The 23,342-nt window shown below is 72.9% G+C and carries 22 protein-coding genes and 1 pseudogene; 16 read left to right on the top strand and 7 right to left on the bottom strand.

From position 1 onward, the window contains the following. Positions 1-406 precede the first annotated feature (406 nt). Genes O7606_RS02535 through O7606_RS02545 form a run of 3 tightly spaced genes read right to left on the bottom strand, consistent with a single transcriptional unit; the run spans position 407 to position 3,659 of the window. Positions 407-1,213, bottom strand: a complete 807-nt coding sequence (locus O7606_RS02535; RefSeq protein ID WP_281597349.1) for a MurR/RpiR family transcriptional regulator — start codon at positions 1,211-1,213, stop codon at positions 407-409. After that, positions 1,210-2,445, bottom strand: a complete 1,236-nt coding sequence (locus O7606_RS02540; protein WP_281597350.1) for an allantoate amidohydrolase — start codon at positions 2,443-2,445, stop codon at positions 1,210-1,212. Before O7606_RS02540 ends, O7606_RS02535 begins: the two co-directional genes overlap by 4 nt. After that, positions 2,442-3,659 (bottom strand): alanine--glyoxylate aminotransferase family protein, encoded by a 1,218-nt coding sequence (locus O7606_RS02545; RefSeq protein WP_281597351.1) that lies wholly within the window; start codon positions 3,657-3,659, stop codon positions 2,442-2,444. The genes O7606_RS02540 and O7606_RS02545 overlap by 4 nt, the downstream gene beginning before the upstream one ends. A gap of 166 nt (positions 3,660-3,825) precedes the next feature. Between O7606_RS02545 and O7606_RS02550 the strand changes: the two genes are divergently transcribed. The 3 genes from O7606_RS02550 to O7606_RS02560 are packed head-to-tail and all read left to right on the top strand — an operon-like array spanning position 3,826 to position 7,120. Next, positions 3,826-5,367 carry an AtzH-like domain-containing protein gene (locus O7606_RS02550; RefSeq protein ID WP_281597352.1) on the top strand — a complete coding sequence of 514 codons (1,542 nt, stop codon included), beginning with the start codon at positions 3,826-3,828 and terminating at the stop codon, positions 5,365-5,367. 9 nt (positions 5,368-5,376) lie between these two features. Next, a complete protein-coding gene (locus tag O7606_RS02555; RefSeq protein ID WP_281597353.1) occupies positions 5,377-6,018 on the top strand; it encodes a nucleotidyltransferase family protein in 642 nt (213 codons plus the stop codon). Further along, the gene (locus O7606_RS02560) at positions 6,011-7,120 is read left to right on the top strand and encodes an XdhC/CoxI family protein (RefSeq protein ID WP_281597354.1); all 1,110 of its coding nucleotides are present in this window, start codon (positions 6,011-6,013) and stop codon (positions 7,118-7,120) included. The genes O7606_RS02555 and O7606_RS02560 overlap by 8 nt, the downstream gene beginning before the upstream one ends. Before the next feature lie 10 nt (positions 7,121-7,130). On the opposite strand, the gene O7606_RS02565 is transcribed toward O7606_RS02560, so the two are convergent. Continuing rightward, positions 7,131-8,750: a PucR family transcriptional regulator gene (locus O7606_RS02565; protein WP_281597355.1), complete on the bottom strand. Its 1,620-nt coding sequence runs from the start codon at positions 8,748-8,750 to the stop codon at positions 7,131-7,133. 152 nt (positions 8,751-8,902) lie between these two features. Between O7606_RS02565 and uraD the strand changes: the two genes are divergently transcribed. From uraD to O7606_RS02610, 9 genes are read left to right on the top strand one after another with little or no spacing between them, the layout of a single operon-like run. Continuing rightward, positions 8,903-9,421: a 2-oxo-4-hydroxy-4-carboxy-5-ureidoimidazoline decarboxylase gene (uraD, locus tag O7606_RS02570; protein WP_281597356.1), complete on the top strand. Its 519-nt coding sequence runs from the start codon at positions 8,903-8,905 to the stop codon at positions 9,419-9,421. Next, positions 9,418-9,759, top strand: a complete 342-nt coding sequence (uraH, locus tag O7606_RS02575) for a hydroxyisourate hydrolase (RefSeq protein ID WP_281597357.1) — start codon at positions 9,418-9,420, stop codon at positions 9,757-9,759. Before uraD ends, uraH begins: the two co-directional genes overlap by 4 nt. 2 nt (positions 9,760-9,761) lie before the next feature. Beyond that, on the top strand, positions 9,762-10,604 hold the full coding sequence (gene pucL, locus O7606_RS02580) for a factor-independent urate hydroxylase (protein WP_281597358.1): 843 nt from the start codon (positions 9,762-9,764) through the stop codon (positions 10,602-10,604). Beyond that, the gene (locus O7606_RS02585; RefSeq protein ID WP_281597359.1) at positions 10,604-11,464 is read left to right on the top strand and encodes an FAD binding domain-containing protein; all 861 of its coding nucleotides are present in this window, start codon (positions 10,604-10,606) and stop codon (positions 11,462-11,464) included. The genes pucL and O7606_RS02585 overlap by 1 nt, the downstream gene beginning before the upstream one ends. Next, positions 11,461-11,973 (top strand): (2Fe-2S)-binding protein, encoded by a 513-nt coding sequence (locus O7606_RS02590; RefSeq protein WP_281597361.1) that lies wholly within the window; start codon positions 11,461-11,463, stop codon positions 11,971-11,973. The genes O7606_RS02585 and O7606_RS02590 overlap by 4 nt, the downstream gene beginning before the upstream one ends. Then, entirely contained in the window at positions 11,970-13,325 is a 1,356-nt protein-coding gene (locus O7606_RS02595; RefSeq protein WP_281597362.1) for an 8-oxoguanine deaminase, read from the top strand. Before O7606_RS02590 ends, O7606_RS02595 begins: the two co-directional genes overlap by 4 nt. Beyond that, positions 13,322-15,586, top strand: a complete 2,265-nt coding sequence (gene pucD, locus O7606_RS02600; RefSeq protein ID WP_281597363.1) for a xanthine dehydrogenase subunit D — start codon at positions 13,322-13,324, stop codon at positions 15,584-15,586. The genes O7606_RS02595 and pucD overlap by 4 nt, the downstream gene beginning before the upstream one ends. Continuing rightward, positions 15,586-16,899 carry an allantoinase AllB gene (gene allB / locus O7606_RS02605; RefSeq protein ID WP_281597364.1) on the top strand — a complete coding sequence of 438 codons (1,314 nt, stop codon included), beginning with the start codon at positions 15,586-15,588 and terminating at the stop codon, positions 16,897-16,899. The genes pucD and allB overlap by 1 nt, the downstream gene beginning before the upstream one ends. Further along, on the top strand, positions 16,896-17,120 hold the full coding sequence (locus O7606_RS02610; protein WP_281597365.1) for a hypothetical protein: 225 nt from the start codon (positions 16,896-16,898) through the stop codon (positions 17,118-17,120). Before allB ends, O7606_RS02610 begins: the two co-directional genes overlap by 4 nt. A gap of 255 nt (positions 17,121-17,375) precedes the next feature. Here the strand turns inward: O7606_RS02610 and O7606_RS02615 are convergent, their stop codons facing one another. Continuing rightward, positions 17,376-18,836 carry an SDR family oxidoreductase gene (locus tag O7606_RS02615; protein WP_281597366.1) on the bottom strand — a complete coding sequence of 487 codons (1,461 nt, stop codon included), beginning with the start codon at positions 18,834-18,836 and terminating at the stop codon, positions 17,376-17,378. Between the two features lie 761 nt (positions 18,837-19,597). Between O7606_RS02615 and O7606_RS02620 the strand changes: the two genes are divergently transcribed. Beyond that, positions 19,598-20,347 carry an NPP1 family protein gene (locus O7606_RS02620; RefSeq protein ID WP_281597367.1) on the top strand — a complete coding sequence of 250 codons (750 nt, stop codon included), beginning with the start codon at positions 19,598-19,600 and terminating at the stop codon, positions 20,345-20,347. A 154-nt stretch (positions 20,348-20,501) separates the two neighbouring features. On the opposite strand, the gene O7606_RS02625 is transcribed toward O7606_RS02620, so the two are convergent. Continuing rightward, a complete protein-coding gene (locus O7606_RS02625; protein ID WP_348651132.1) occupies positions 20,502-20,891 on the bottom strand; it encodes a GPP34 family phosphoprotein in 390 nt (129 codons plus the stop codon). A 20-nt stretch (positions 20,892-20,911) separates the two neighbouring features. Here O7606_RS02625 and O7606_RS02630 point away from each other — a divergent pair. After that, positions 20,912-21,142, top strand: a pseudogene (locus tag O7606_RS02630) (response regulator transcription factor); the annotation flags it as partial. Positions 21,143-21,226: 84 nt separating this feature from the next. Then, the gene (locus tag O7606_RS02635) at positions 21,227-21,412 is read left to right on the top strand and encodes a LuxR C-terminal-related transcriptional regulator (RefSeq protein WP_281599475.1); all 186 of its coding nucleotides are present in this window, start codon (positions 21,227-21,229) and stop codon (positions 21,410-21,412) included. 75 nt (positions 21,413-21,487) lie between these two features. Here O7606_RS02635 and O7606_RS02640 read toward each other — a convergent pair whose 3' ends face one another. Continuing rightward, positions 21,488-22,267 carry a glucose 1-dehydrogenase gene (locus O7606_RS02640; protein WP_281597368.1) on the bottom strand — a complete coding sequence of 260 codons (780 nt, stop codon included), beginning with the start codon at positions 22,265-22,267 and terminating at the stop codon, positions 21,488-21,490. Positions 22,268-22,393: 126 nt separating this feature from the next. Here O7606_RS02640 and O7606_RS02645 point away from each other — a divergent pair, with 126 nt between their 5' ends. After that, positions 22,394-23,032 carry a TetR/AcrR family transcriptional regulator gene (locus tag O7606_RS02645; protein WP_281597369.1) on the top strand — a complete coding sequence of 213 codons (639 nt, stop codon included), beginning with the start codon at positions 22,394-22,396 and terminating at the stop codon, positions 23,030-23,032. Positions 23,033-23,342 lie beyond the last annotated feature (310 nt).

The raw sequence follows: 23,342 nt of genomic DNA on the forward strand, positions 1-23,342 counted from the left end.
GCGGGCTCGCCGGGCACAGCAGGTCTGCGCCTGCCGTGGAGGTCGGACGTGCCGACTGCGCGAACCTGTCTCGTGGTCGCGTAGCTGATCGTGGTTGCCCTGGCCGTGCGGCCGGGGCAACCTGAGGCCGTGCGGCCAGGGTGACCTGGGGTCCGTGCGGGATGTGGACGCGGGCTTGTGCCGGCCTTCGAACCCGTGCGGTCTTCCTCCCTGTTCGACAGCCGATCGACGCACTGCCGGTCGCTGATACCGTCTCCTGACTCTCGCGTTGCCGACCTGGGTGGACGTCGCGTCCGCGTTCCGAACCGGGTGGCGGCCTGCCGTCCCTTCCTGCGACCTCGACGCGCAACCTGCGGGAGCCGGCGGCGCTCGGCTGACGACTCGGGCGCGCGGCGCGGTGACGAGATCACTCCACCTCGGCCAGTCGACGGTAGGCGCGGCTGATGCCGGAGATCCGACCACGCGCCGGTCCGCCGATCCTCGACAGCACCCCGTCGGCGAGGACGCTCACCAGGCTCATCGCGGGCGCGTAGCTGTCGAAGGCCAGGCCGGTCGAGATCGGACAGTCGAGCCAGTGGCGGGCGTGCCTCGCGTGGTCGCGGGCCGTGGCGTCAGCGAGCAGCACCACCCCGGCGGGGGTGGCTGCGGCTTCTGCCATGAACGCGCCGAAACCGGCCGGGCGGCGGCGGAAACCGACGACCAGGACGACGTCACCGGCTGCGAGGTCGGCGAGTTCCTCGCCGACGACCTGGCCGGGCAGGGGCGCGAGCCGCACGTCGGGGCGGGCGTGGGCGAGTTGCTGGCGAAGGTGCAGCGCGACCGGATGACTGTTGCGCCAGCCCACGACGGTGACCCGGCCGGCGGCGGCGACCAGGTCGACCACGTCGGTGAGCGCGGGCTGCTGGAGCGCCCTGTGGATCGATTCGGCCTGTTGGGCGGCGAAGGCGGCGAGGCTGGGCGGGACCTCGGCCCGGCGGGGCTCGCCGGCATGACGTCGCGCCCTCAGCTGTGCCCGCACCTCGTCGAAGTCGGCGAAGCCCAGGCGCCGGAACAGTCGGCTCATGGTGGCCTTGGAGACCCCGGCCAACGCGGCGAGTTCGGCGGCCCGGTAGGCCGTCAGGTCGTCGAGGTGCTCGATCAGCGTCTCGGCGGCCCGGCGCTCCTGGGGCGAGAGGCCGGCATGGTGCAGGGTGATCCTTTCCTCGAGCGTCACCGGCGGGCCCACCGCGCGGCGACGGCCAGCACCGCGCTCTCCAGCGCGTCGAGACCCTGTGCGACGTCGACCTCGTCGACGGCCTCCGCCGGGTGATGGCTGATGCCGTCGGCGCACCGGATGAACAGCATGCCCACGTCGGTGGTCTGCCCGAGCGCCATGGCGTCGTGGCCAGCGGGGCTCCACAGGCCGGGCGGCTCCGCGTCCCCGGTCGCCGCGATGCCGCTGACCACGGCCTCTTGCAGCCACGCCGCGCACGGGGTGGCCGCCGCCCGGTGCAACTCGTGCGCCTCGAAGCGGAGCCCGCGCGCGGAGCAGATGCCGTCGATCCGGCCCCGGACGGCGTCCCAGGTGGCGTCGCGGTGTGTGTCGGTGGTGGCCCGCAGGTCGAGGCTGAAGTCGACGCGACCGGGGACGACGTTGACGGCGCCGGGGGCGACCTCGATCCGGCCGACGGTGGCGAGACAGCCGGCCGCACGGGCGGTCTGCTCGATGGCCACGATGGCCTCGCTGGCCCCGACCAGGGCGTCGCGTCGACGTGGGTACGGCGTGCCCCCGGCATGACGGGCCTCACCGACGACGGTCAGCGAGAAGCGCCGGGCGCCGGCGATCGTCGTGACGTAGCCCAGCGCCCGGCCCGCCGCCTCGAGGTGGGGCCCCTGCTCGATGTGCGCCTCCAGATAGCCCACCAGTTCGTTCGGGGCGCGGGTGGCGTCGGCCACCCGCGCCGGGTCCAGCCCGAAATCGAGGAAGGCGTGGCGCAGGGTGAGCCCGTCGCGGTCACGGAGGTCCCACCAGGACTCGTCCCACCGCCCGGCGACCGCCCGGCTGCCCAGCAGGGTGGCGCCGAACCGGGTGCCTTCCTCGTCGCCGAAGCCGATCACCTCGAGAGCGATCGGCAGCTTGCGGACCCGGTCGCGAAGCCGCTCGGCCACGGCCACGGCCATCAGGACGCCGAGCATCCCGTCGTAGCTGCCCGCGTCGGGCACGGTGTCGAGATGGGATCCGACGAGCAGCGCCGGCAGGCCGGGCGAGCGGCCCTCGTGGCGACCGCACTGGTTTCCGGCCGCGTCCTGCCAGGTACGCAGCCCCGCCTGGCGCATCCAGTCGGCGACCCGGCCGTTGGCCCGCGCGTGCTCGGGCGACAGGTAGACGCGTTCGAGCCCGTCCGGGCGGGCGGAGAACTCGTCGAGCTCGGCGCAGCGGGCGAGGACGGTGGCCGCGTCGGTCATGACGCGTACACCTCTTGGGCCGCGCCGACGCCTCCACCGGCCGTGACCGGCACGTTCCCGGCGCGGAGCACCTGCTCGAGGGCGGCGAGGGTGAGCAGTACGGCCTCCTTGCGGGCATTGTGGCCCATGGTGCCGATCCGCCAGACCCGGCCGTGCAGGGGGCCGAAGGAGGTGCCGATCTCGATGCCGAAGTCGTTCAGCAGGGCGGCCCGCGCGGCGTCGCCGCCGAGCCCGGCGGGGATCTCGACCGCGACCACGTTGTGCATCTTGTGGGCGACGTCGCCGAAGACGGTGAGGCCGAGACCACGGACGCCGGCCAGCATCGCGGCCCCGTGCCGGCGGTGTCGTTCGACGGCCCGGTCGATGCCCTCCGCGACCAGCAGTCGCGCGCATTCGCGGGCGGCGTACAGCATCGTGGTGGCCTCGGTGTGGTGGTTGAGCCGCCGATCACCCCAGTAATCCATGATCATCGCGAGGTCGAAGTAGTTGGAGGCGATCCGGCTGCCGTGCGCGGCGTCTTGGTGCTCCCTGATTCCGGCCTCGACGTTCCTGCGGGCGTTGATCACGTCGGCCGCCCGAGGCGAGATGCTGACGGGTGCGCTGCCGGAGGGGCCGCCCAGGCACTTCTGCAGGCCCGCCGTCGCGACATCGAGGCCCCAGGCGTCCAGCTCGAAGGTGTTGCCCCCGAGCGAGGCGGTGGCGTCGCAATAGAACAGGACGTCGTTGTCGCGACAGATCCGACCGATGTCGGCGAGGGGCTGGCACATGGTCGTGCTCGTGTCACCGTGCACGATGGCCAGTATCTTCGGGGAGACGGCGCGCACCGCCCGCTCGACCGTCTCCGGCTCGAACACTTCGCCCCACGGCGCCTCGATGGTGTGCACCTCGGCGCGGCAGCGTTCGGCGATCTCGACCAGCAGGTGGCCGAAGCGGCCGAAGATTGGCACGAGCACCCGGTCGCCGGGCTCGATCAGCGAGACCAGCGCGGCCTCGATGCCGGCCCGGGAGGTGCCGTCGACCAGGAACGTCTGCTGGTTGGTGGTGCGGAACACCGCCCGGTAGAGCGCCATCGTCTCGGTCATGTAGGCGGTCATCGAGGGGTCGAACTGCCCGACGAGTTGCGCCGACATCGCGCGAAGGACCCGGGGGTCGGCGGTGATCGGGCCGGGCCCCATCAGGAGCCGGGTGGGTGGATGGATCGGCTCGGTAAGCATGGTGGCGTGCGGGCTCCTTCCCGTGCGGCCCGGGCGTCGCATCAGCCTATGAAACCCGTGTTTCGTGCGGATTTCTCGCCCTGCCAGGGCATCTGGCCTTTTGGATGCCCGTCGTCGGCCCGCCTCGGAACATGATTGAAACATGAGTTCCGTAGGGTCTGGGCCCGTGGGCGCCCCCGACGAACACAGTGCCGCGGACCTTCGATCGAGTGCGGCCGACGGGTTGATGGACGCGTTCTGGGCATACGAGCGCGCTCTCATGACCGACGACCTCGACGCGCTCGACCGGCTCTTCGCGCCGGGGCCGGCGACCCTGCGCGGCGACCCGGACGGGCTGTTGGTCGGTCACGACCGGATCCGCGACTTCCGTCAGGGCCGCGGTGGCGCCCCGCCACGGCGCGTCGTGCGGGTGCACGTCCGGCCGATCGATGCCGACCATGCTCTCGTCGTCGCCGTCACGGAAGCCGAGCGCGGCGGTCGCGGCCTCCAGACCCAGCTGTGGCAACGCGCGCCGGCCGGATGGGTGGTGAGCGCCGCCCACGTCGCCCTGCCCGTGCCCGCCCTCGACACCAGGATCTGGCGGGTCGTGGGTGATCCGCTCGTCCCGGCGACGGCCCCCGGAGTGCTCACCGGGCAGTCCGTGGCGGTCAAGGACCTGTACGCCGTGGCCGGTCAACGGGTGGGCGCCGGCAACCCGGCCCGGTTCGCCGCCGCACGGCCGGAGCCCCGGCACGCGGCGGCCGTCGAGGCGTTGCTGGCCGCAGGGGCGGACCTGCGCGGGATCGCCCGCACCGACGAGTTCGCCTACAGCCTCGCCGGCACCAACGTCCACACCGGCACAGCCCCGAATCCCCAGGCGCCGGGCCGCATCTCGGGCGGATCGTCGTCCGGGCCGGCCAGCGCCGTCTCCCTGGGACACGCGACCATCGGCCTCGGCACCGACACGGGTGGATCGATCCGGGTGCCGGCCTCCTATCAGGGGCTCTTCGGTTTCCGCCCCACCCACGGTGTCGTGTCCACCGACGGCGTGCTCCCGCTCGCGCCGTCCTTCGACACCGTCGGCTGGCTGACCCGCGACGCGGCCCTGCTGGCCACGGTCGGTGACGTCCTGCTACCCCCCGCACCCGGTCGCGCGTGCGGGGAGGCGGTCGTCGTGCCGGAACTGCTCGCCCTCGCTCACCCCGAGGTCGCCGCCCCGGTCGAGGCGTACGCCCGGGACCGGGCCGGCGCGGTCCGGGAAAGCTGGCAGCTGACGGAACTGCCTGCCTGGCTCACGGCATTCCAGACCCGGCAGGCGTGGGAGGCCTGGCAGGCGCACGGCGAGTGGCTGGCGCCCCGGCTCGACACACTCGGCGCGGACGTGCGTGGCCGCTTCGAGATGGCGTCGCGGGTCAGCGAGGACGACGCCGCCCGCGCCGCCGAGCAGGTGGCCGTCGCGCGACGACGCATCCGCGAGACGGTCGGCGATCGGGTGCTCGTGCTTCCGTCAGCCTCCTCCGTGGCGCCGCGCGTCGGTCAGGGGCTGACGGACATTCGCCACTCCACCATGCAGTTGACCTGCCTCGCCGGCATCGGCGGGCTGCCCGCCGTCAGCCTGCCGACCGCAACGGCCGATGGACTCCCGTGCGGTGTCTGCCTCGTCGCGCCCGCCGATCGTGACCGGGATCTGCTGCGCCTCGCGGCCGAGCTCGCGGTCGCGAAGCGGTAGCGGGCGACCGTGGACGCCCGACAGGCGGGGACGCCGTCGGTCGCCGGTCTGGTGCTGGCCGCCGGGGCGGGCCGGCGATACGGCCGTCCCAAGGCCCTGGTGGAGCGCGACGGCCAGCTGCTCGTGGAGCGTGCGTCGGCCACGGCCCGCGACGGCGGCTGCCGGCCCGTCGTGACGGTGCTCGGTGCGGCGGCCCCGGCTGTGCGCGCCCGGGCCGACCTCGGTGCCGCCGTCGTGATCGACAATCCCGACTGGGCGACCGGGATGGGCTCCTCGCTGCGCGCCGGCATCGCCGCCCTGTGGGCGACCGAGGCCGTCGCCGTCATCGTGCTCCTGGTGGACATGCCCGGCGTCACCCCGGAGGCCGTACGCCGGCTCACCGCGCTCGCCGGCCCCGACGCGCTCGCCATGGCCGGCTACGGCAGCCACCGGGGCCACCCCGTCCTGCTCGGGCGGGCGCACTGGGCGGATGTCGCCGCGCTGGCCGTCGGCGACGTGGGCGCCCGCCCGTATCTTCGGCACCGCGCGGCGGACCTGCGCGTCGTGCCATGCGGGGACATCGCCAGCGGCGCTGACCTCGACACCGACCAGGACAAGGAGAACGGTCCCGGGACCGATCGGGCGAGCGGGCGCCGGGGGCGACATGCGTGAGGTGCTGGACGACCTGCTGCGGTGGTGGCGGGCGGGTGAGCCGGTCGGCCTCGCCACCGTCACCGCCACCTGGCACAGCGCCCCGCGCCAGCCCGGCGCGACGATGCTGGTCGGGCCGGACGGCACGGTCGTCGGCAGCGTCTCGGGCGGCTGCGTCGAGGCCGAGGTCTACGAGCTGTGCCGTGCGGTGATGGCCTCCGGGGTGCCCCGCGCCCACCGCTACGGAGTCAGCGACGACGACGCCTTCGCCGTGGGTCTGACCTGCGGCGGCACCATCGACCTCTTCGTGGAGCGGGTTGATCGGAACACGTTTCCGGAACTGGCCGAGGTCGCCGCCGCGATCGCCGGCCGGGTGCCCGTCGGCGTGCTCACCTGCGTCGACGGTCCGCCTGGTCGGATCGGTCGGCATCTGACGCTCGGGCCCGACACGCGTCGTGGCTCGCTCGGCTCGCCGCGGCTCGACGCCGCCGCCGCCGACGACGGGCGCGGCCTGCTCGCCGCCGGCCGGACCGGCCTGCTGCGCTACGGCCCGGACGGGCAACGGCGGGGCGACGAGCTGACCCTGTTCTGCAGTGCCTACGCCCCGCCCGCCCGGATGATCGTTTTCGGGGCCGTCGACTTCGCCGCGGCGGTCGCCCGCATCGGCGCCTTCCTCGGCTACCGGGTCACCGTCTGCGACGCCCGTGGGGTCTTCGCCACCCGACGGCGTTTCCCCGACGCCCACGAGGTGGTCGTGGACTGGCCGCACCGCTACCTCGCCGGGCAGGCCCGCGCCGGGCAGGTCGACGACCGGACCGTGGTCTGCGTGCTCACCCACGACCCCAAGTTCGACGTGCCCGTCCTGCGGGTGGCCCTCGATCTGCCACTGGCCTACGTGGGCGCTATGGGCTCCCGGCGTACGCACGCGGACCGGATCGCCCGACTGCGCGAGGCGGGTGTGCCCGAGTCCGCGCTGGCCCGGCTGTCCTCGCCGATCGGGCTCGATCTCGGCGCCCGCACGCCGGAGGAGACCGCCGTCAGCATCGCCGCGGAGATCGTCGCCACCCGCTGGGCCGGCACCGGAGAACGACTGTCCGGGACTGACGGACGGATCCACCGCTGAGGTGGGGGCGTCAGCGCCCGAACGGCAGGTCACCGTCCGAGGGGAGACGCAGTGCGAGGAAGAAGTCGACCCGGTCCTCGAAACGGGTCAGGTCGCGCCCGGTGAGTTGCTCGATCCGGCCAATCCGGTAACGCAGCGTGTTGACGTGGACGTGCAGGAGGGCGGCGCAGCGGCTCCACGACCCCGACGAGGCCAGGAAGACACTCAACGTCCGTAGCAGCTCGGCGTGGTGCGCCCGGTCGTACTCCACCAGCGGGCCGAGCAGTCTGTCCCGGAACGAGCGCCGCGTGGCCGCCGGCACCCCGGCCAGCAACAGCAGGTGGGAGGTGAGTTCACCGGCGTCGACCACGGTCGCCGCCTCGGGGCGGGCGATCGCGGTCCGCAGGGCGTGCCGGGCCTCCGCGACGGCGCCGGTGAGCGCCTCGGCCCCGTTGACCAGGGCGCTGACGCCGACCGCGAGCCGGCCGGCGCCGATTCCCGGGCCCAGCACGGCCACCGAGGCACGGATCGTGTCGAGCACACCGGCCACCCGCTCGGGCGGGACGGCCAGCACGGCGAGCACGGCCTCCGGTATGGCGTGACCGGTCACCACGGTGGGCTCCCCGGCCGGTCGGACGATCTCGTCGCAGACCGCCACCGCCAGTTCCGGTGGTGTGCTCAGGCCGGTGAAGCTGACGGCCGCCGCCAGGAACATCGCGTCGGGCTTCAGCCCGCACGCCCGCAGCCGCCCGCCCAGGTCACCCGGTCCGCCCCGGCCGGCAAGCGCCGCGCCCACCTGGTCGGCGAGCCGCCGCTCGATCCGTACCGCCTCGTCCACCTGCACCCGTTCCATCGCCACCAGGCTGGTCAGCTCGGCGGCGACGTCTGGTGGGACCGGTGGGGCGGCGCGGTCGCCGGCCTCCGGCGGGGTACCGCGATCGAGGGCGTCCGGGGGCGCGTCGCGGGCGGCGTAGGCGAGCAGCCAGGACGCAAGCCGGTGCGCGGGCCGGCCGGGCACACCGACCACCTCCAACCGGCGGCCGTCCACGGTCACCCGGGCCGGCAGCCGTCCGGCCGAGACGAACGCCGTCGCCAGCTCGCCGAGGGCGCCCGCCCGCAGCGCAGCGGTGCCCACCACGAGCCGCCCGGTCGGTGTCAGCACCCAGCAGTCCACCCCGAGGTCGGCCGCGACCGGTTGGATCAGGTCGACCAGCCGAGCGCCGGCCGCCATCGCGGCGACCAGGCCCCGGTGCCGACCCAGCACGGTGGCGAGGCCGGTGGACCGGTGCGCCCACAGCGACGGCGTGACCTCGTCGATGACGTCGCGGAACGATATCTCGACCGGCACCTCGAACAGCGGCATGCGGTGCCGGCGGCACGCCTCCACCAGGTCCTCGGGCACTGAACCGAAAGCCGCGTCGCCCGCGCCGATCGCGGTCACCTCGGCGGCGGCGCAGGCGGCGACGAACGCCTCCGAGTCGGCTGGCTCACGTCGCCACATCAAGCCGGTCAGCACGATCTCCCCGCCAGCCAGGTATCGGCGTGGGTCGGGCAGGTCGGTCACGAAGACCCGGCTTACCGGGCGCTCCAGGTCGCCGTCGCCAACCAGCAGCGTCAGCCGTAGTCGCGGCGTGGCCAGTGTGTCGCGCAACAGCATCACCCGCTGCCGCCCTCCGCGTCGGTGGTCGCGTTCGTTTGGAGAAACCTACGAAAAACCTACGGCGGGCATGTTTCGGATTCGGTTTCCCCGCCGGTTCACCGGGCGTCGCCAGGCTGTTGTACTTCTCCACAACCGAGGGAGAGGTGATTGACATCGATCCGGTCAACGAGGCCCTCACCAGGTTCAACGCCCTTGCCGCAGCCGACGCCGAGCGCGACGTGCTGGCCTGCTGCCCGGCGCCGGCCTGGGCGCGAGAGATGGTCGCCGCGCGGCCGTACCCCGATCTCGACGCGCTGCTGGCGGTGGCCGACGCCGGGCTGCGGCGTCTGGCCTGGACGGAGGTCGCGCAGGCGATCGCCGCCCATCCCCGGATCGGGGAACGACCCGACGGCTCGACCCGGGAGTCTGCGTGGTCGCGTCGCGAGCAGGCGGGCGTCGCCGGATCCGACGCCGCGGCCCGGGAGGCGATGGCCGCGGCGAACCGGGCGTACGAGGAGCGGTTCGGGCACCTCTTCCTGGTCTGTGCCAGCGGGCGGGGCCAGTCGGAACTGCTCGCCGCCGCCCAGGCACGGCTGGCGAACGACGACGAGACCGAACGACGCGTGGCGCAGGACGAACTGCGCAAGATCGCCCTGCTTCGGCTCGAGAGGCTGCTGAGATGACGGACCGGTTCGCCGGCGTCTCCACTCACGTCCTCGACACGGGACGCGGGGCGCCCGCCCCGGACGTCCCGGTGCGGATCGAGCGACGCGACGCCGAGGGCTGGACCCGGCTGGCGGAGGGCCGCACCGACAACGACGGCCGGCTGCGTGACTGGGTGCCGGCCGGCGACTGGCGGGCCGGCGACTACCGGCTGCTGTTCCTGGTCGAGGCGCACCTCGGCGACACGGCGTTCTTCCCGGAAATCACCGTCGCCTTCCGGGTCCAGGACCCGGACCGGCACCACCACGTGCCGTTGCTGCTCAACCGCTACGGCTACACCACCTACCGGGGGAGTTGAGCGTGACCATCGTGCTCGGGGCGAACCAGTACGGCAAGGCCGAGACGCGGCTGGTGCGGGTGGACCGCGACGGCCCGCGGCACGAGCTGCGGGACCTCACCGTCACCGTGGCGCTCGCCGGTGACCTCGCGGCCACCCACCTGACCGGAGACAACAGCCAGGTCCTGCCGACCGACTCGCAGAAGAACACCGTGTACGCCTTCGCCCGGCAGCACGGTGTGGACCAGATCGAGGACTTCGGACTGTTGCTCGCCCAGCACTTCGTCTCCTCCCAGGCCGCGATCGACCGGGCCCGCGTCGACCTGTCCGAGCACACCTGGCGCCGTCTCGGCCCGCACTCCTTCCAGCGGGCCGGCAGCGAGACGCGCACCGCCACCGTCACCGTCACCGGCTCGGCGGCCGTGGTGGAGTCCGGCCTGACCGGGCTGGTGCTGCTCAACTCGACCGACTCCGAGTTCACCGGGTACGTCCGCGACCGGTACACGACGCTGCCGGAGACGCGGGACCGGATCCTGGCCACCGAGGTGAACGCCCGCTGGCGGCACCGTGGCGTCGACGGCGAGTGGGCCGACTCGTACGCCGGGGCCCGGGCCGCGCTCGTCGCGGCGTTCGTCGAGACCTACAGCCTGTCGCTGCAGCAGACGCTCTACGCGATGGGACGGCGGGTGCTGCAGGACCGTCCGGAGATCGCCGAGGTGCACCTGGCGTTGCCCAACAAGCATCACCTGCCGGTGGACCTCACGCCCTTCGGGCTGGACAACCCGGGTGAGGTGTTCGTCGCCACCGACCGGCCGTACGGGCTGATCGAGGGCACGGTCACCCGGGCGGAGCCGGGGGCGCGGTGATGGACTTCCTGTCGCCGGCCACCTGGGCGGAGGCGCTCGCCGCGAAGGCCGCGAACCCCGACGCGCTCCCGATCGCCGGGGGCACCGACGTGATGGTCGAGCTGAACTTCGACCGCCGACGGCCGTCCGCCCTGCTCGATCTGACCCGGATCGGCGAGCTGACCGAGTGGGGCGCCGACGGTGATCTGCTGCGGATCGGGTCGGGGGTGACCTACGCGCGGATCATCACGGAGCTCGCCGACCGGCTGCCGGGGCTGGCGATGGCCGCCCGGACGGTGGGGTCACCGCAGATCCGCAACCGGGGCACGGTCGGCGGGAACCTGGGCTCCGCGTCGCCGGCGGGCGACGCCCTTCCGCCGCTGCTCGCGGCCGGTGGCCTGGTCGAGCTGGCCTCCACGCGCGGCGTGCGCCGGCTTCCGGTGGCGGAGTTCTTCACCGGGCCGAAGCGCACCGTTCGGGCACCGGACGAGCTGATCGCGGCGTTCCTGGTGCCGTCGCACCGCGGGCCGCACCAGTTCGCCAAGATCGGCTCCCGCAACGCCATGGTGATCGCGGTGTGCTCGTTCGCGCTCGCGCTGCGCCCGGTCACCGGCGAGGTCGGCACGGGCATCGGGTCTGCCGGGCCGACCCCGCTGCGCGCGACGCAGGCCGAACGGCTGCTCGCCGCCGAGTTGCCGTGGCGGACGGCGGCGGTGCTGCCCGAGGCCGTCGTGGGCCGCTTCGGTGAGCTGGTGGCCGGCGCCGCCGCCCCGATCGACGACATCCGCGGCACCGCCGCCTACCGCCGGCACGCGCTGTCCGTGCTGGCCCGCCGCACGCTGCGGTGGGCGTGGGAGGAACACCGGAGGGAGGGGCCATGAGGATCACCTGCCGCGTCAACGGCGAGCAGCGGGAGGCCGATGGGGTGTGGCCGGGAGAGAGCCTGCTCTACCTGCTGCGCGAGCGGCTCGGCCTGCCCGGCGCGAAGAACGCCTGCGAACAGGGGGAGTGCGGATCCTGCACGGTCTACCTCGATGGCCTGCCGGTGTGCGCGTGTCTGGTGGCGGTTGGCCAGGCGCAGGGGCGCGAGGTGGTGGCGGTGGAGGGACTCGCCGGCCCGGACGGTGGGCTCGACCGCGTGCAGCACGCCTTCCTGCAGGCCGGGGCCGTCCAGTGTGGCTTCTGCACTCCCGGCCTGATCGTCGCGGTGCACGACCTGCTGGCCCGGGTGTCCACACCGACCGACGCCGACATCCGTGAGGCGCTCGCCGGCAACCTGTGCCGCTGTACGGGCTACGAGAAGATCATGGACGCGGTCCGGTCGGCCGCCGCGATGCCGCCCTCGACGGCCGCCGCGTCTCCGGCGTCCCGTCCGGGCGGTCCGCGATGATCGTCATCGAGGGTTGCGCGATCGTCACCGTCGACGGCGACAGCACGGAGTACACCGACGGGCATCTGGTGATCGACGACGGGCGGATCGTGGCGGTGGGCTCCGACGCCGCCCGCACCGCCGACGAGCCGGTCCAGCGGATCGACGGCACCGGTTGTCTCGCCACCCCGGGCCTGGTCAACACGCATCACCACCTCTACCAGTGGGCGACCCGCGGGCTGGCCCAGCAGGAGAACCTCTTCGGCTGGCTGACCGAGCTGTACCCGCTCTGGGCCGGCCTGGACGCGGACCTGGTGGCTGCCACCACCGGCGCCGGACTCGGCTGGTTGGCGTTGTCCGGCTGCACCACCAGCACCGACCACCACTACGTCCACCCCACCGGCGGGGGAGACCTGATGGCCGCCCAGGTCGAGGCGGCCGGTGAGGTCGGGCTGCGCTTCCACCCGTGCCGGGGCTCGATGGACCTCGGCCGGTCGCGGGGCGGCCTGCCCCCCGACCACGTCGTCGAGGACACCGACGCCGCGCTGGCCGGCACCGAGGACGCGATCGACCGCTTCCACGATCCCGCCGACGACGCCATGGTCCGGATCGCCGTCGCGCCCTGCTCGCCGTTCTCGGTCACCACCACCCTGATGACCGGGGCCGCCGACCTGGCCCGGCGCAAGGGGGTACGGCTGCACACCCACCTCGCCGAGACGGTCGAGGAGGAGGAGTACTGCCAGCGGATCCACGGCTGCGATCCGGTCGAGTACGCCGAGAGTCTGGGCTGGCTCGGCGACGACGTCTGGCTGGCGCACGCCGTGCACCTCGACGCCGCCGCGGTCGCCCGGCTCGCCGCCACCGGCACCGGTGTCGCCCACTGCCCCAGCTCCAACGCCCGGCTCGGCGCGGGCCTGGCGCCGGTCCGCGATCTGCTCGACGCGGGCGTCCCGGTCGGGCTCGGCGTGGACGGGCCGGCGTCGCAGGAGGCCAACCATCTCGGCGCCGAGCTGCGCCAGGCGCTCTACGCGGCCCGGCTGCGCGGTGGCCCGGCCGCGCTCGCCGCCCGCGAGGCCCTCTCCCTGGCCACCATGGGTGGGGCCCGTTGCCTCGGCCGCTCCGGCGACATCGGCTCGATCGAGGTCGGCAAGTTGGCCGACATCGCCCTCTGGCGTCTCGACGGGCTCGGCCACGCCGGTATCGCCGACCCGGTCGCGGCGCTGGTGCTCGGGCCACCCGCCCCGCTTGAGCTGCTGCTGGTCGGCGGCCGGCCGGTGGTGGCGCGAGGTGAGCTACGCACGGTCGACGAGCGTGAGCTGGTGCGGCGGGCGGGCCGGGCGCAGCGCACCCTGATGCGGAGGGCGGACCGGTGACCACATCGATGACCGGGACGAGCAGGGGCGCGGTGACCGGCGGTGTCGGGGACAGCCCGGTGCGGCCCGACGGGACGCTGAAGGTCACCGGCCAGTTCGCCTTCTCCTCCGACCTCCGGGCCGACGACATGCTGTGGGGGGCGACCCTGCGCAGCCCGCACGCGCGGGCCCGGATCCGTGGTGTCGACCTGACCGCCGCGCTGGCGTTGCCCGGGGTACGGGCGGTGCTCACCGCAGTCGACGTGCCCGGGGCCGGCAGCTACGGCCTGGAGGTCGCCGACCAACCGGTGCTGGCCGCCGACGAGGTGAGCTACCAGGGCGAGCCGGTGGCCGTCGTCGCGGCCGATCATCCGGAGACCGCCCGCCGCGCCGCCGCCCGGATCGTCGTGGACTACCAGCCGCTGCCCCCGGTCACCGACGCGGAGGCCGCGCTCGCCGCCGGAGACATCTTCCGGCACGTGCCGGTGCGGCGCGGTGACGCCCACTCCACCGCCGAGGTGGTGGTCACCGGCGTCTACCAGGTGGGCATGCAGGACCAGGCGTTCCTCGGACCGGAGTCGGGGCTCGCGGTGCCGACCGTGGACGGCGGCGTCGACCTCTACATCGCCACCCAGTGGCTGCACGTCGACCAGAGGCAGGTGGCCTCCTGTCTCGGCCTGCCGGTCGACCGGGTGCGCCTGTACCTCGCCGGCGTCGGCGGGGCGTTCGGCGCCCGGGAGGACCTGTCGATGCAGGTGCACGCCTGCCTGCTGGCGCTGCGCACCGGGCGGCCGGTCAAGATGGTGTACGGGCGGGAGGAGTCCTTCTTCGGCCATGTCCACCGGCATCCGGCGCTCATGCGGTACGAGCACGGCGCCGACCGCGACGGCCGGCTGGTCTACGTCAGGGCGCACATCGTGCTCGACGGCGGCGCCTACGCCTCCAGCACGCCGGCTGTCGTGGCGAACGCGGCGACGCTGGGCGTGGGCCCGTACGAGGTGCCCAACGTGGTGATGGACGCCTACGGGGCGCGCACGAACAATCCGCCGTGCGGCGCGATGCGCGGCTTCGGCGCGGTGCAGACCTGCTTCGGTTACGAGTCGCAGATGGACAAGCTCGCCGCCGCGCTCGGGCTGGATCCCGTCGAGATCCGTCGGCGCAACGCGATGACCACTGGCTCGGTCATGCCCACCGGGCAGGTGGTCGACGGGCCGGCGCCGGTCGCTCGGCTGCTGGAACTGGTGCGCGACCGGCCGGCCCCGGCGGTGGCGAGCGGTGACCCGCGGGAGTGGCCGGGAGGGGTCGCCAACACCACTCACGGTGAGTCCGTGGTGCGGGGAGTGGGGTACGCGATCGGCATCAAGAACGTGTGCTTCTCGGAGGGATTCGACGACTACTCGACCGCGCGGGTTCGACTGGAGATGATCGGTGGGGAACCGGTGGCGCTCGTGCACACGGCGGCCGCCGAGGTCGGCCAGGGCCTGGTGACCCTGCAGGCACAGATCGCCCGTACCGAGCTGGGCGTCGAGCGGGTCGTGGTCGCCGCCGCGGACACCACCGTCGGCAGCGCCGGCTCCTCGTCGGCCTCGCGGCAGTCGTACGTGACGGGGGGCGCCGTCCGGGCGGCCTGCCAGGCCGTCCGCGACGGTGTGCTGGCGCGGCTGGGCGGAAGAGCGGGTCCCGCCGACGGTCTGCGGCTGGCCGGCGGCATGGTCGTCACCGCGTCCGGCGTGGCCGTCGCGGATCTGGCGGAGGCGCTCGGCGACGATCCGGTGGAGGAGACCAGGCAGTGGCGGCACCGCCCCACCCATCCGCTCGATCCGCGGACCGGGCAGGGCGACGCCCACGTCCAGTACGCCTTCGCCGCGCACCGGGCCACCGTGGACGTGGACGTGGAGCTCGGCCTGGTGCGGGTCGTCGAGATCGCCACCGCCCAGGACGTCGGCAAGGCGATCAATCCGCAGGCCGTCCTCGGTCAGATCCACGGCGGCACCGCACAGGGGCTCGGGCTGGCGCTCATGGAGGAGCTGCGGGTCGTGGACGGGCTGGTCCGCAACCCGTCGTTCACCGACTATCTGATCCCCACCATCCTCGACGTGCCGCCGATGACGGTGGACGTGCTGGAGCTGGCCGATCCGCACGCGCCCTACGGGCTGCGGGGGGTCGGGGAACCTCCGACGATCTCGTCCACTCCGGCGGTGGTCGCCGCGATCCGGGCCGCGACCGGGCTGGCGCTGTCCCGAGTCCCGGTGCGCCCCGAATACCTGACCGGAGCCTTCTGATGGGCTACGACCTGGTGCTGCGGTCGCGGCGAGTGATCACGCCCGCCGGCGAGCGTCCCGCCGCGGTCTGCGTACGGGACGGGCGGATCGCGGCGGTCGAGGATTACCACGCGGTCGACGGCCAGGACCTCGGCGAGCTGGCCCTGCTGCCGGGCCTGGTGGACACGCACGTCCACGTCAACGAGCCGGGACGGACCGAGTGGGAGGGCTTCCGTAGCGCCACCCGGGCCGCCCTGGCCGGCGGGGTCACCACGATCGTCGACATGCCCCTCAACTCGCTGCCGCCGACGGTGACGGTGGACGCGCTGCGGGTCAAACGGCGGGCCGCCGCCGGCCAGTGCCACGTCGATGTGGGCTTCTGGGGTGGCGCGGTGCCGGACCATCTCGCCGATCTGGCGGCCCTGCACGCGGCCGGGGTGTTCGGTTTCAAGGCGTTCCTGGTCGACTCGGGGGTTCCGGAGTTTCCCCCGCTCGACCCGGCCGGCCTGCGGCAGGCGCTGGCGGCCGTCGACGCCACCTTTCTCATCCACGCCGAGGACCCGGCCGAACTCAGGGTGGCGCCGAACTCCGTGCGATACGCCGACTTCATGGCCTCGCGGCCGCCGGCCGCCGAGCGACGGGCGGTGGCCGGCGTGCTCGACGCCGCCCGCGCGACGGGCGCCCGGGTGCACATCCTGCACCTCTCCGCCGCCGAGACCCTGCCGCTGATCGCGCAGGCCCGCCGGGACGGGCTCCGGGTGACCGTCGAGACCTGCCCGCACTACCTGACGCTGGTGGCGGAGGACGTGGCGGACGGGGCCACCCAGTTCAAGTGCTGCCCGCCGATCCGGGGGGCGGGCAACCGGGACGCGCTGTGGGCGGGGCTCGCCAGCGGCATCATCGACTGCGTCGTGTCCGACCATTCGCCGTGCGCTCCGGAACTCAAGCACGCGGACGTGGGTGACTTCGCCACGGCCTGGGGCGGGATCGCGTCGCTGCAGTTGGGCCTGCCGGTGGTCTGGACCGAGGCCCGCCGGCGTGGGCACGAGCTGGCCGACCTCGTCCGGTGGATGGCCCGGCGTCCCGCCGAGATCGCCGGTCTCTCCGGCAAGGGCCGGATCGAGGCGGGCGCCACCGCCGACCTCGTGGCCTTCGACCCTGACACCACCTTTTCCGTGGATCCGGCGCTGCTGCGGCACCGGCACGCGGTAACCCCGTACGCCGGCCGGATGCTGGCCGGCGTGGTCCGCGGCACCTGGCTCGGCGGTCAACCGGTCGCCCCGGACGGCCCGCCACGCGGACGGCTGCTGAGCCGCACGGGGGTCGGCGCATGACCGGAGGTGGCGAGGTCCGGCCGGCGTGGCTGATCTGGCCGGCCGGGATGGGGGCCATTCTGGCCTGGGCCCTCGGCCGGCTGACCGGGGCGCCGATCTTCGACCTGTTGGCCGTCGCCGCGGGCGCCTGGGCGGGTGGCTACCTGCTGACTGCCGCGGCCTGTGCCCACCTGGCCCGGACCGGTCGGCTGCCGAGCGGAGACGATCCCGAGCAGGGGTGATCGTGCCGGGCCGGCACCGGACCGGGGGCCGGGCTCAGTCGGAGAAGTGCGCCTTGAGGACCACCGCGTGCACGCTGCCGGCGACCGGAACGTGTCCCCACGGGACTTGGTCGGGCAGCGAACGGTGATACTGAGCTACCCCCGGCGGCCGAACTCGCCTCGAAATCCCTGATCAGCGGCCGGTCAGCCGACCACGTAATCGCCCTGCCTGTCCCGGTCCCTGCGTTGATGAGGTTTGCGGTGGGGCAGCACCGATCACCAGGCGCAGGGTGTGTAGTCCTTGAGGAAGCAGCCGTACAGGTCTTCGCCCTGTTCGCCGCGGACGATCGGGTCGTAGACCCGGGCCGCGCCGTCGACGAGGTCCAGCGGGGCGTGGAAGCCGGCGTCCGCCAGCCTCATCTTCGTCGGGTGTGGCCGTTCGTCGGTGATCCAGCCGGTGTCGACGCTGGTCATGAGGATGCCGTCGGCCAGCATCTCCTGAGCGCTGGTGCGGGTCAGCATGTTCAGCGCGGCCTTGGCCATGTTGGTGTGTGGGTGCCCTGGCCCTTTGTAGCCGCGGGCGAACTGGCCCTCCATCGCCGACACGTTCACCACGTACTTGCGGCGGGCGTTCGCTGCGGCCATCGCCGGTCGCAGTCGGCTGACCAGCACGAACGGTGCGGTCACGTTGCACAGCTGTACTTCGAGCAGCTCGACCGGGTTCACTTCGTGCACCCGCTGCACCCAACTGTTGACCGGGTCGAGGTCCGGCACCAGGCCGCCGGCGTCGATGGCGCTGGCTGTCGCGATCCGTTCCGGCGAGGCGGAGCCGCTGGTCAGCGCGAGCGCTGTGAGCGCGTGCGGGGTGATGGTGGGCGAATTCAGTGGGGCTGTCAGGCTGCCCGCCGGGTCACCCTGGCCGGCCGGTTTGGCGAATGTGATCATCTCCGGCAGTGGGCCGTCCGGCAGGGCCGCCGCCTCCGCGGCGATGAGTTGCGCGTACGCCGCAGGCGTGCGGCGGACGGTCTGCGCCGCGTTGTTGATCAGGATGTCGAGTGGTCCCTGGCTGCTGACCGAGTCAGCGAGGGCGATTACCTGAGCGGGGTCGCGCAGGTCGATTCCGACGACTCGCAGGCGGTGGAGCCACTCCCCGCTGTCGGGCATCGCGGCGAATCGGCGGACCGCGTCGTGGGGAAACCGTGTGGTCACCGTGGTGTGCGCGCCGTCGCGCAGCAGCCGCAGCGCGATGTACATGCCGATCTTCGCCCGGCCGCCGGTGAGCAGCGCGCGTCGGCCGGTCAGGTCGGTGCGGGCGTTGCGGCGTTCCCGGTTCAGTGCGGCGCAGGGCGGGCAGAGCTGATGGTAGAAGGCGTCCACATCGCGGTAGCGCTGCTTGCAGATGTAGCAGCCGCGCGGCTTGTGCAGGACGCCGGCCGTGGCACCTACGGTGGGGGAGGAGAGCGGGTTGCCCTGGGTCTCGTCGTCGATCCGGCCTGGGGCGCCGGTGGCGGTGGCCGCCGTCACCGCACGGTCGGCCGCTGCGATGGCATCCCGCCGTTCCTCGCGTCGCCGCTGCTTGATCATTTTGTAGAGCTTCGCGGTGGCGCGCTGCACCCGCACCACGTCGGGGTGATCGGGAGGCAGGTCCTCCAACGCCTCGAAGACGCTGAGACAGGTCTCCAGTCGGGCCTGGTCGATGCGGTTTTGATCGGTTTCTGTAATTTTGTCCGCAGTCATGTGGTCGCTGTCTCGATCCCGTTCCCTGCGCCGGATCTATCCGGCCCACCCCAAGTCCGACCCGAAACTGTACGCACCGCGCGGCCTCCGACGCATCCCGCGCCTGCTCACCAGCCCGAAGACCGTAACCGAGCGGTGGTTCGACGACTGGCGCGACCTCTGAACGACACCCCAGGACCCACGGCCGCCATCACGGACGATGCGCAGCGACAACCGGGGCCGTCGATATCGGCCTCGCCGGGGCCTCGAACGTTGAAGGGGGTCTCGCGCCGGGCCCGGGCGGCCTCCCCGCGGGCCTCGGCCCGGGATCCCTCTTGAGGAGGATCACCGCGAGCCTGCGCCCCGACGCGTACCGCCTTCACGGGCCGACAGCCGACCTTCGGACCGGGTGGACGGTACGGGCTGGAGCAGCCTGCCCGCCGGGGCCCTGCCGGCTCAGGAGCGCCACAGCGCCGGATGCCGGATATCGGACAGTCATCGACGTATAGGGATAAAACCTCCGCCAGCTCGCGGATGTCTCGCCCACTCGGCGCGCCGGATCCTGACTCGGAAAGTCGACGCCATCGTCCGGCGCCGGTCGACCCCCGACCATCGACGATCCCAGCAGAAACAAGGAGGCAGTTATGTACCGGTCACAGCTCCTGGCCCTCGCCGTCAGATCGGCGAGATCGATCAGACCGGCCACCTCGGACAGGTCCGCTCCACCCACGCCGACCGCCCGCCCGGCGCGCTCCCGATTCGCCATCCGCAAGCGGTCCTCGGTGGCGGTCCTCGGCACGGCGGCGCTGCTGGTGGGCCTGAGCCCCACGGCGGCGCGAGCCGAGAACCTGCCCAATCTCCCCTACCGCGCCGGGGGGTACGAGGCGTCGTTCGCGCCCGCCTACGACTACGACACCGACGGTTGCTACCCCGTCGCCGCCATCGCGCCCGACGGGACCCTCAACCCCGGGCTCAACACCACGGGAGCGGTCAACGGCAACTGCCGTGACCAGTTCGACCTCGACCGGACCCAGAGCTACGCGCGGTCGACGTGCAACAACGGCTGGTGCGCCATCGTCTACGCGAGCTACTTCGAAAAGGACCAGAACGCACAGGGCTGCTGTGGCCACCGGCACGACTGGGAACACGTCATCTCGTGGGTCAACCAGTCGGCCAACCAGGTCGAGTACGTCTCCCGCACGGTACACAACAGTCAGCAGACGCATCACCGTTCGGCGGTCCGGTTCGACGGGACCCACCCCAAGATCGTGTATCACAAGGAGGGCGCGGGCGGTTCGCACCTCTTCCGACTCGCGAACAGCGGCGACGAGCCGCCGGAGAACCACTATCGCAACTGGCGGTACCCCACCCTGGTCGACTGGAACGGCTGGCCCAGCACCTGGCTGCGGGACAGGCTGATGTGGGCGGACTTCGGCGCCGCCACCATCAAGATCACCGACAACCAGGACCGGTTCAGGATCCTGCTCAACGACACCAAACCCGGCGGTATCCCGTTCAACCCCTGGGCGTAGCGCGGCTCGGACCACGTCACGACCGGGTCGCGTGACTGATCGAGGTTTCCGCCCGAGCCGGTGTGGCCGCTGGTGGCGGAGACCCGCCACCAGCGGCCCCATTCATGTGAGATGCAAGCCTGCCGGGCGTGACGTGGCGGACGACACCGTCGCGTCACTCCGGCGCCTGGCCCCGCGGAAGTACGGTGATCGCCACGATGGCGCTGTTCACCACGGTGGCCGTCACGGTGCGGGTCACGGCCGCCGACGCGACGTCGGCGCCCCAGTCGCCGCGTTCGAGCTCCTTGGCCCGTGTGATCACCGACGACGTCCAGGGGATCTCGCGATGGAACTGCGGGAGCGTTCCGCTCGCCGAGACCAGGGCCGTGAGCGCGGCGACCCGCGCGTTCGGCTCCACGCCGTCCACGAGCACCTGTCGGACGTCGGCGAGGAGACGGGCCCGGCGCTCGGTCCGTCCTTCCCGCAGAGCGGTGGACCTGAACAGGCCGAGAACCCTACGGGTCTCCTGGTCGATGTCCCCTCGCGCGACGAGCCGCCGCAGCACCGGCTCGCGCAGAGGCCGACGACGGCCGGTCGGCGGTCGAGGCGACCCTGCGGCACCGGCCCGACGTGCTGGTCATCGACCTGGAGATGCCGGGCGTGGACGGCCTCGACGCGGTCGCGCAGATCCGTGGCGCGCGACCGGAGCAGGTGATCCTCATGCTGACCCGACACGCCCGCCCCGGCGTGCTGCGCAAGGCGCTGCGGCTCGGTGTCCAGGGCTTCGTCAGCAAGTCCGCCGAGCCCGCTCACATCACCTCGGTCATCGCCACCCTGCACGCGGGGAGACGCTGGATCGACCCGGACGTCTCCGCGCTCGCCGTCACCGAGGACTGCCCGCTGACCGACCGGGAAGTCGACGTGCTGCGGGTCACCGGCGAGGGCTACGCGGTCACCGAGATCGCCGCCCGCCTGCACCTCGCGCCGGGCACCGTACGTAACTATCTGTCCAACGCGATGCGCAAGACCCAGACCCGGACCCGCCACGAGGCGGCCCGCTACGCCCGCGAACACGACTGGCTGTGACCATGCCCCCGACCTGTATCACCACCCCGATCAGCCCGGATCTGCGGTCAGGCTCGCCGTGCTGGTCTGCGGCGTTCACGCGGCTTCCTTCCGCAGCGCGGGGCCGAGGAGCAGCCCTCCGTCGATGACGTACTCGGCGCCGGTGATGAAGGTCGCGTCCGGCGAGGCGAGGAACAACAGCAGCGCGGTGATGTCGGCGGGCTGCCCGAGTCGCGGGACGGCGTACGGCTCGGGCGAGTAGAAGTCGGCGATCGCGGCGTCGCCGCCGGCTGCCGGCTCGGTGATGAACGGGGTGGCGACGACGCCGGGGTGGATCGCGTTGACGCGGATGTTGTCGCGACCCAACTCGAGGGCTGCGGTCCGGGTGAGTCCTCGAACCGCCCATTTGCTGGCGACGTAGGGCGCATAGCGGGCGGTGCCGCCGATGCCCATGGTGGAGGCGATGTTGATGATCGTTCCTCCCCCCGCGCGCCGTAGCGCCGGGGCGGCTGCCTTGATGCCGAGGAAGGCGCCGGTGAGGTTGATGTCGAGGATGCGGGCCCACACGGCCCGGTCGGTGGCCTCGATGGGGGCCGGCGGGTGCTGCACCCCGGCGTTGTTGACCAGGATCGTGAGCGCGCCGAAGACCTGCTCGGTCTCCGCGACGGCGGTGACCCACGACTCCTCCTGGGACACGTCGAGGCGGACGAAACGCGCCCCGTCTCCCAACTCGGCGGCGAGGCGGGCGCCACGCTCGGCATTGACGTCGGCGATGACGACGTTGGCGCCGTCGGCGTGCAGGGCGCGTACGTGGCTGGCTCCCTGCCCGCCGGCGCCGCCGGTCACGAGAACGGTCTGGTCGGTGAAGCGGGACATCAGGTCCTCCGGGTACGTGCGAGAGACGACTACCCGAAAACGGGTGGTGAGTCGAGCGACTCACCATGCCGAAGTTACGCCCCGGCGAGTGGTGAGTCAACCCACTCACCTCGCTAGGATGGGCACATGACCCCAGCACCGTCGGCCTATCACCAGCGCGTGGCGGAGGAGAAGCGCGCGCTCATCGTGCGGGCGGCTACCGAGCTCTTCCTCGAGCTGGGCTACGACCGGGTGTCGCTGGCGCGTGTCGCCGACAGCGCCGGCGTGTCGAAGGCGACGCTGTTCAAGCAGTTCCCGACAAAGGCGGCGTTGTTCGACGCCATCGTCGTCGACTCGTGGGCCGAGAACGACGTCGCCGACGTACCGCCCGCCGGTGACCTGGCGGCCGGTCTGACGGTTCTGGGACGGCGCTACGCGACGCTGTTGGCCCAGCCGGGGATGGCCGACCTGTTTCGCATCGTCATCGCCGAACTGCCGCGCTTTCCCGAGCTGGCCAAGGCTCACTTCTCGCAGGGCAAACTGCCGTACTTCGAGTCCGTCCGGGTCTACCTGCTGGCCGAGCGTGACGCGGGAGCCGCAGACATCGCCGATCCGGAGATGGCCGCCACGCAGTTCCTCGGGATGATCTCCAACTACCTCTTCTGGCCGGGCCTGCTGCTCCCGGACTGGGCGGTGACTCCTGCCCGGACGGTCGCGGTCGTGGAAGAAGCCGTCCGAACCATGGTGGCGCGGTACGGCGCCGATGTTCACCACCGGGAGCCGTGAGGCGGGTCAGGCCCGTTTCGGGTGAGGGTGAGCATTGCGGTGGCGGCGGTCAGGTGGTCCTGCGTGGGCGCGGGGGATCGACGGCTCGTCATCCTGTGTCGACGCCATTTGTCCTATGTCCACACCAGCTCACCTCCGCGTTTGCCGTGACCGGCCGGATCGCGACGACCGGGGCGCGCCGGCCGACGGTCACGGCGGCGGGCCGCGACGTTCGGTCCGCCGCCACGCCGCGGACCTTCAGTGACAGTCATCACTCTGTCTGTGCCTTCGGGCAGGTGGGGGCGCGGGCGCCCGCGAAGGGGGATTTTCG

The sequence above is a fragment of the Micromonospora sp. WMMD882 genome, assembly GCF_027497255.1.
Classification (GTDB): Bacteria; Actinomycetota; Actinomycetes; order Mycobacteriales; family Micromonosporaceae; genus Micromonospora.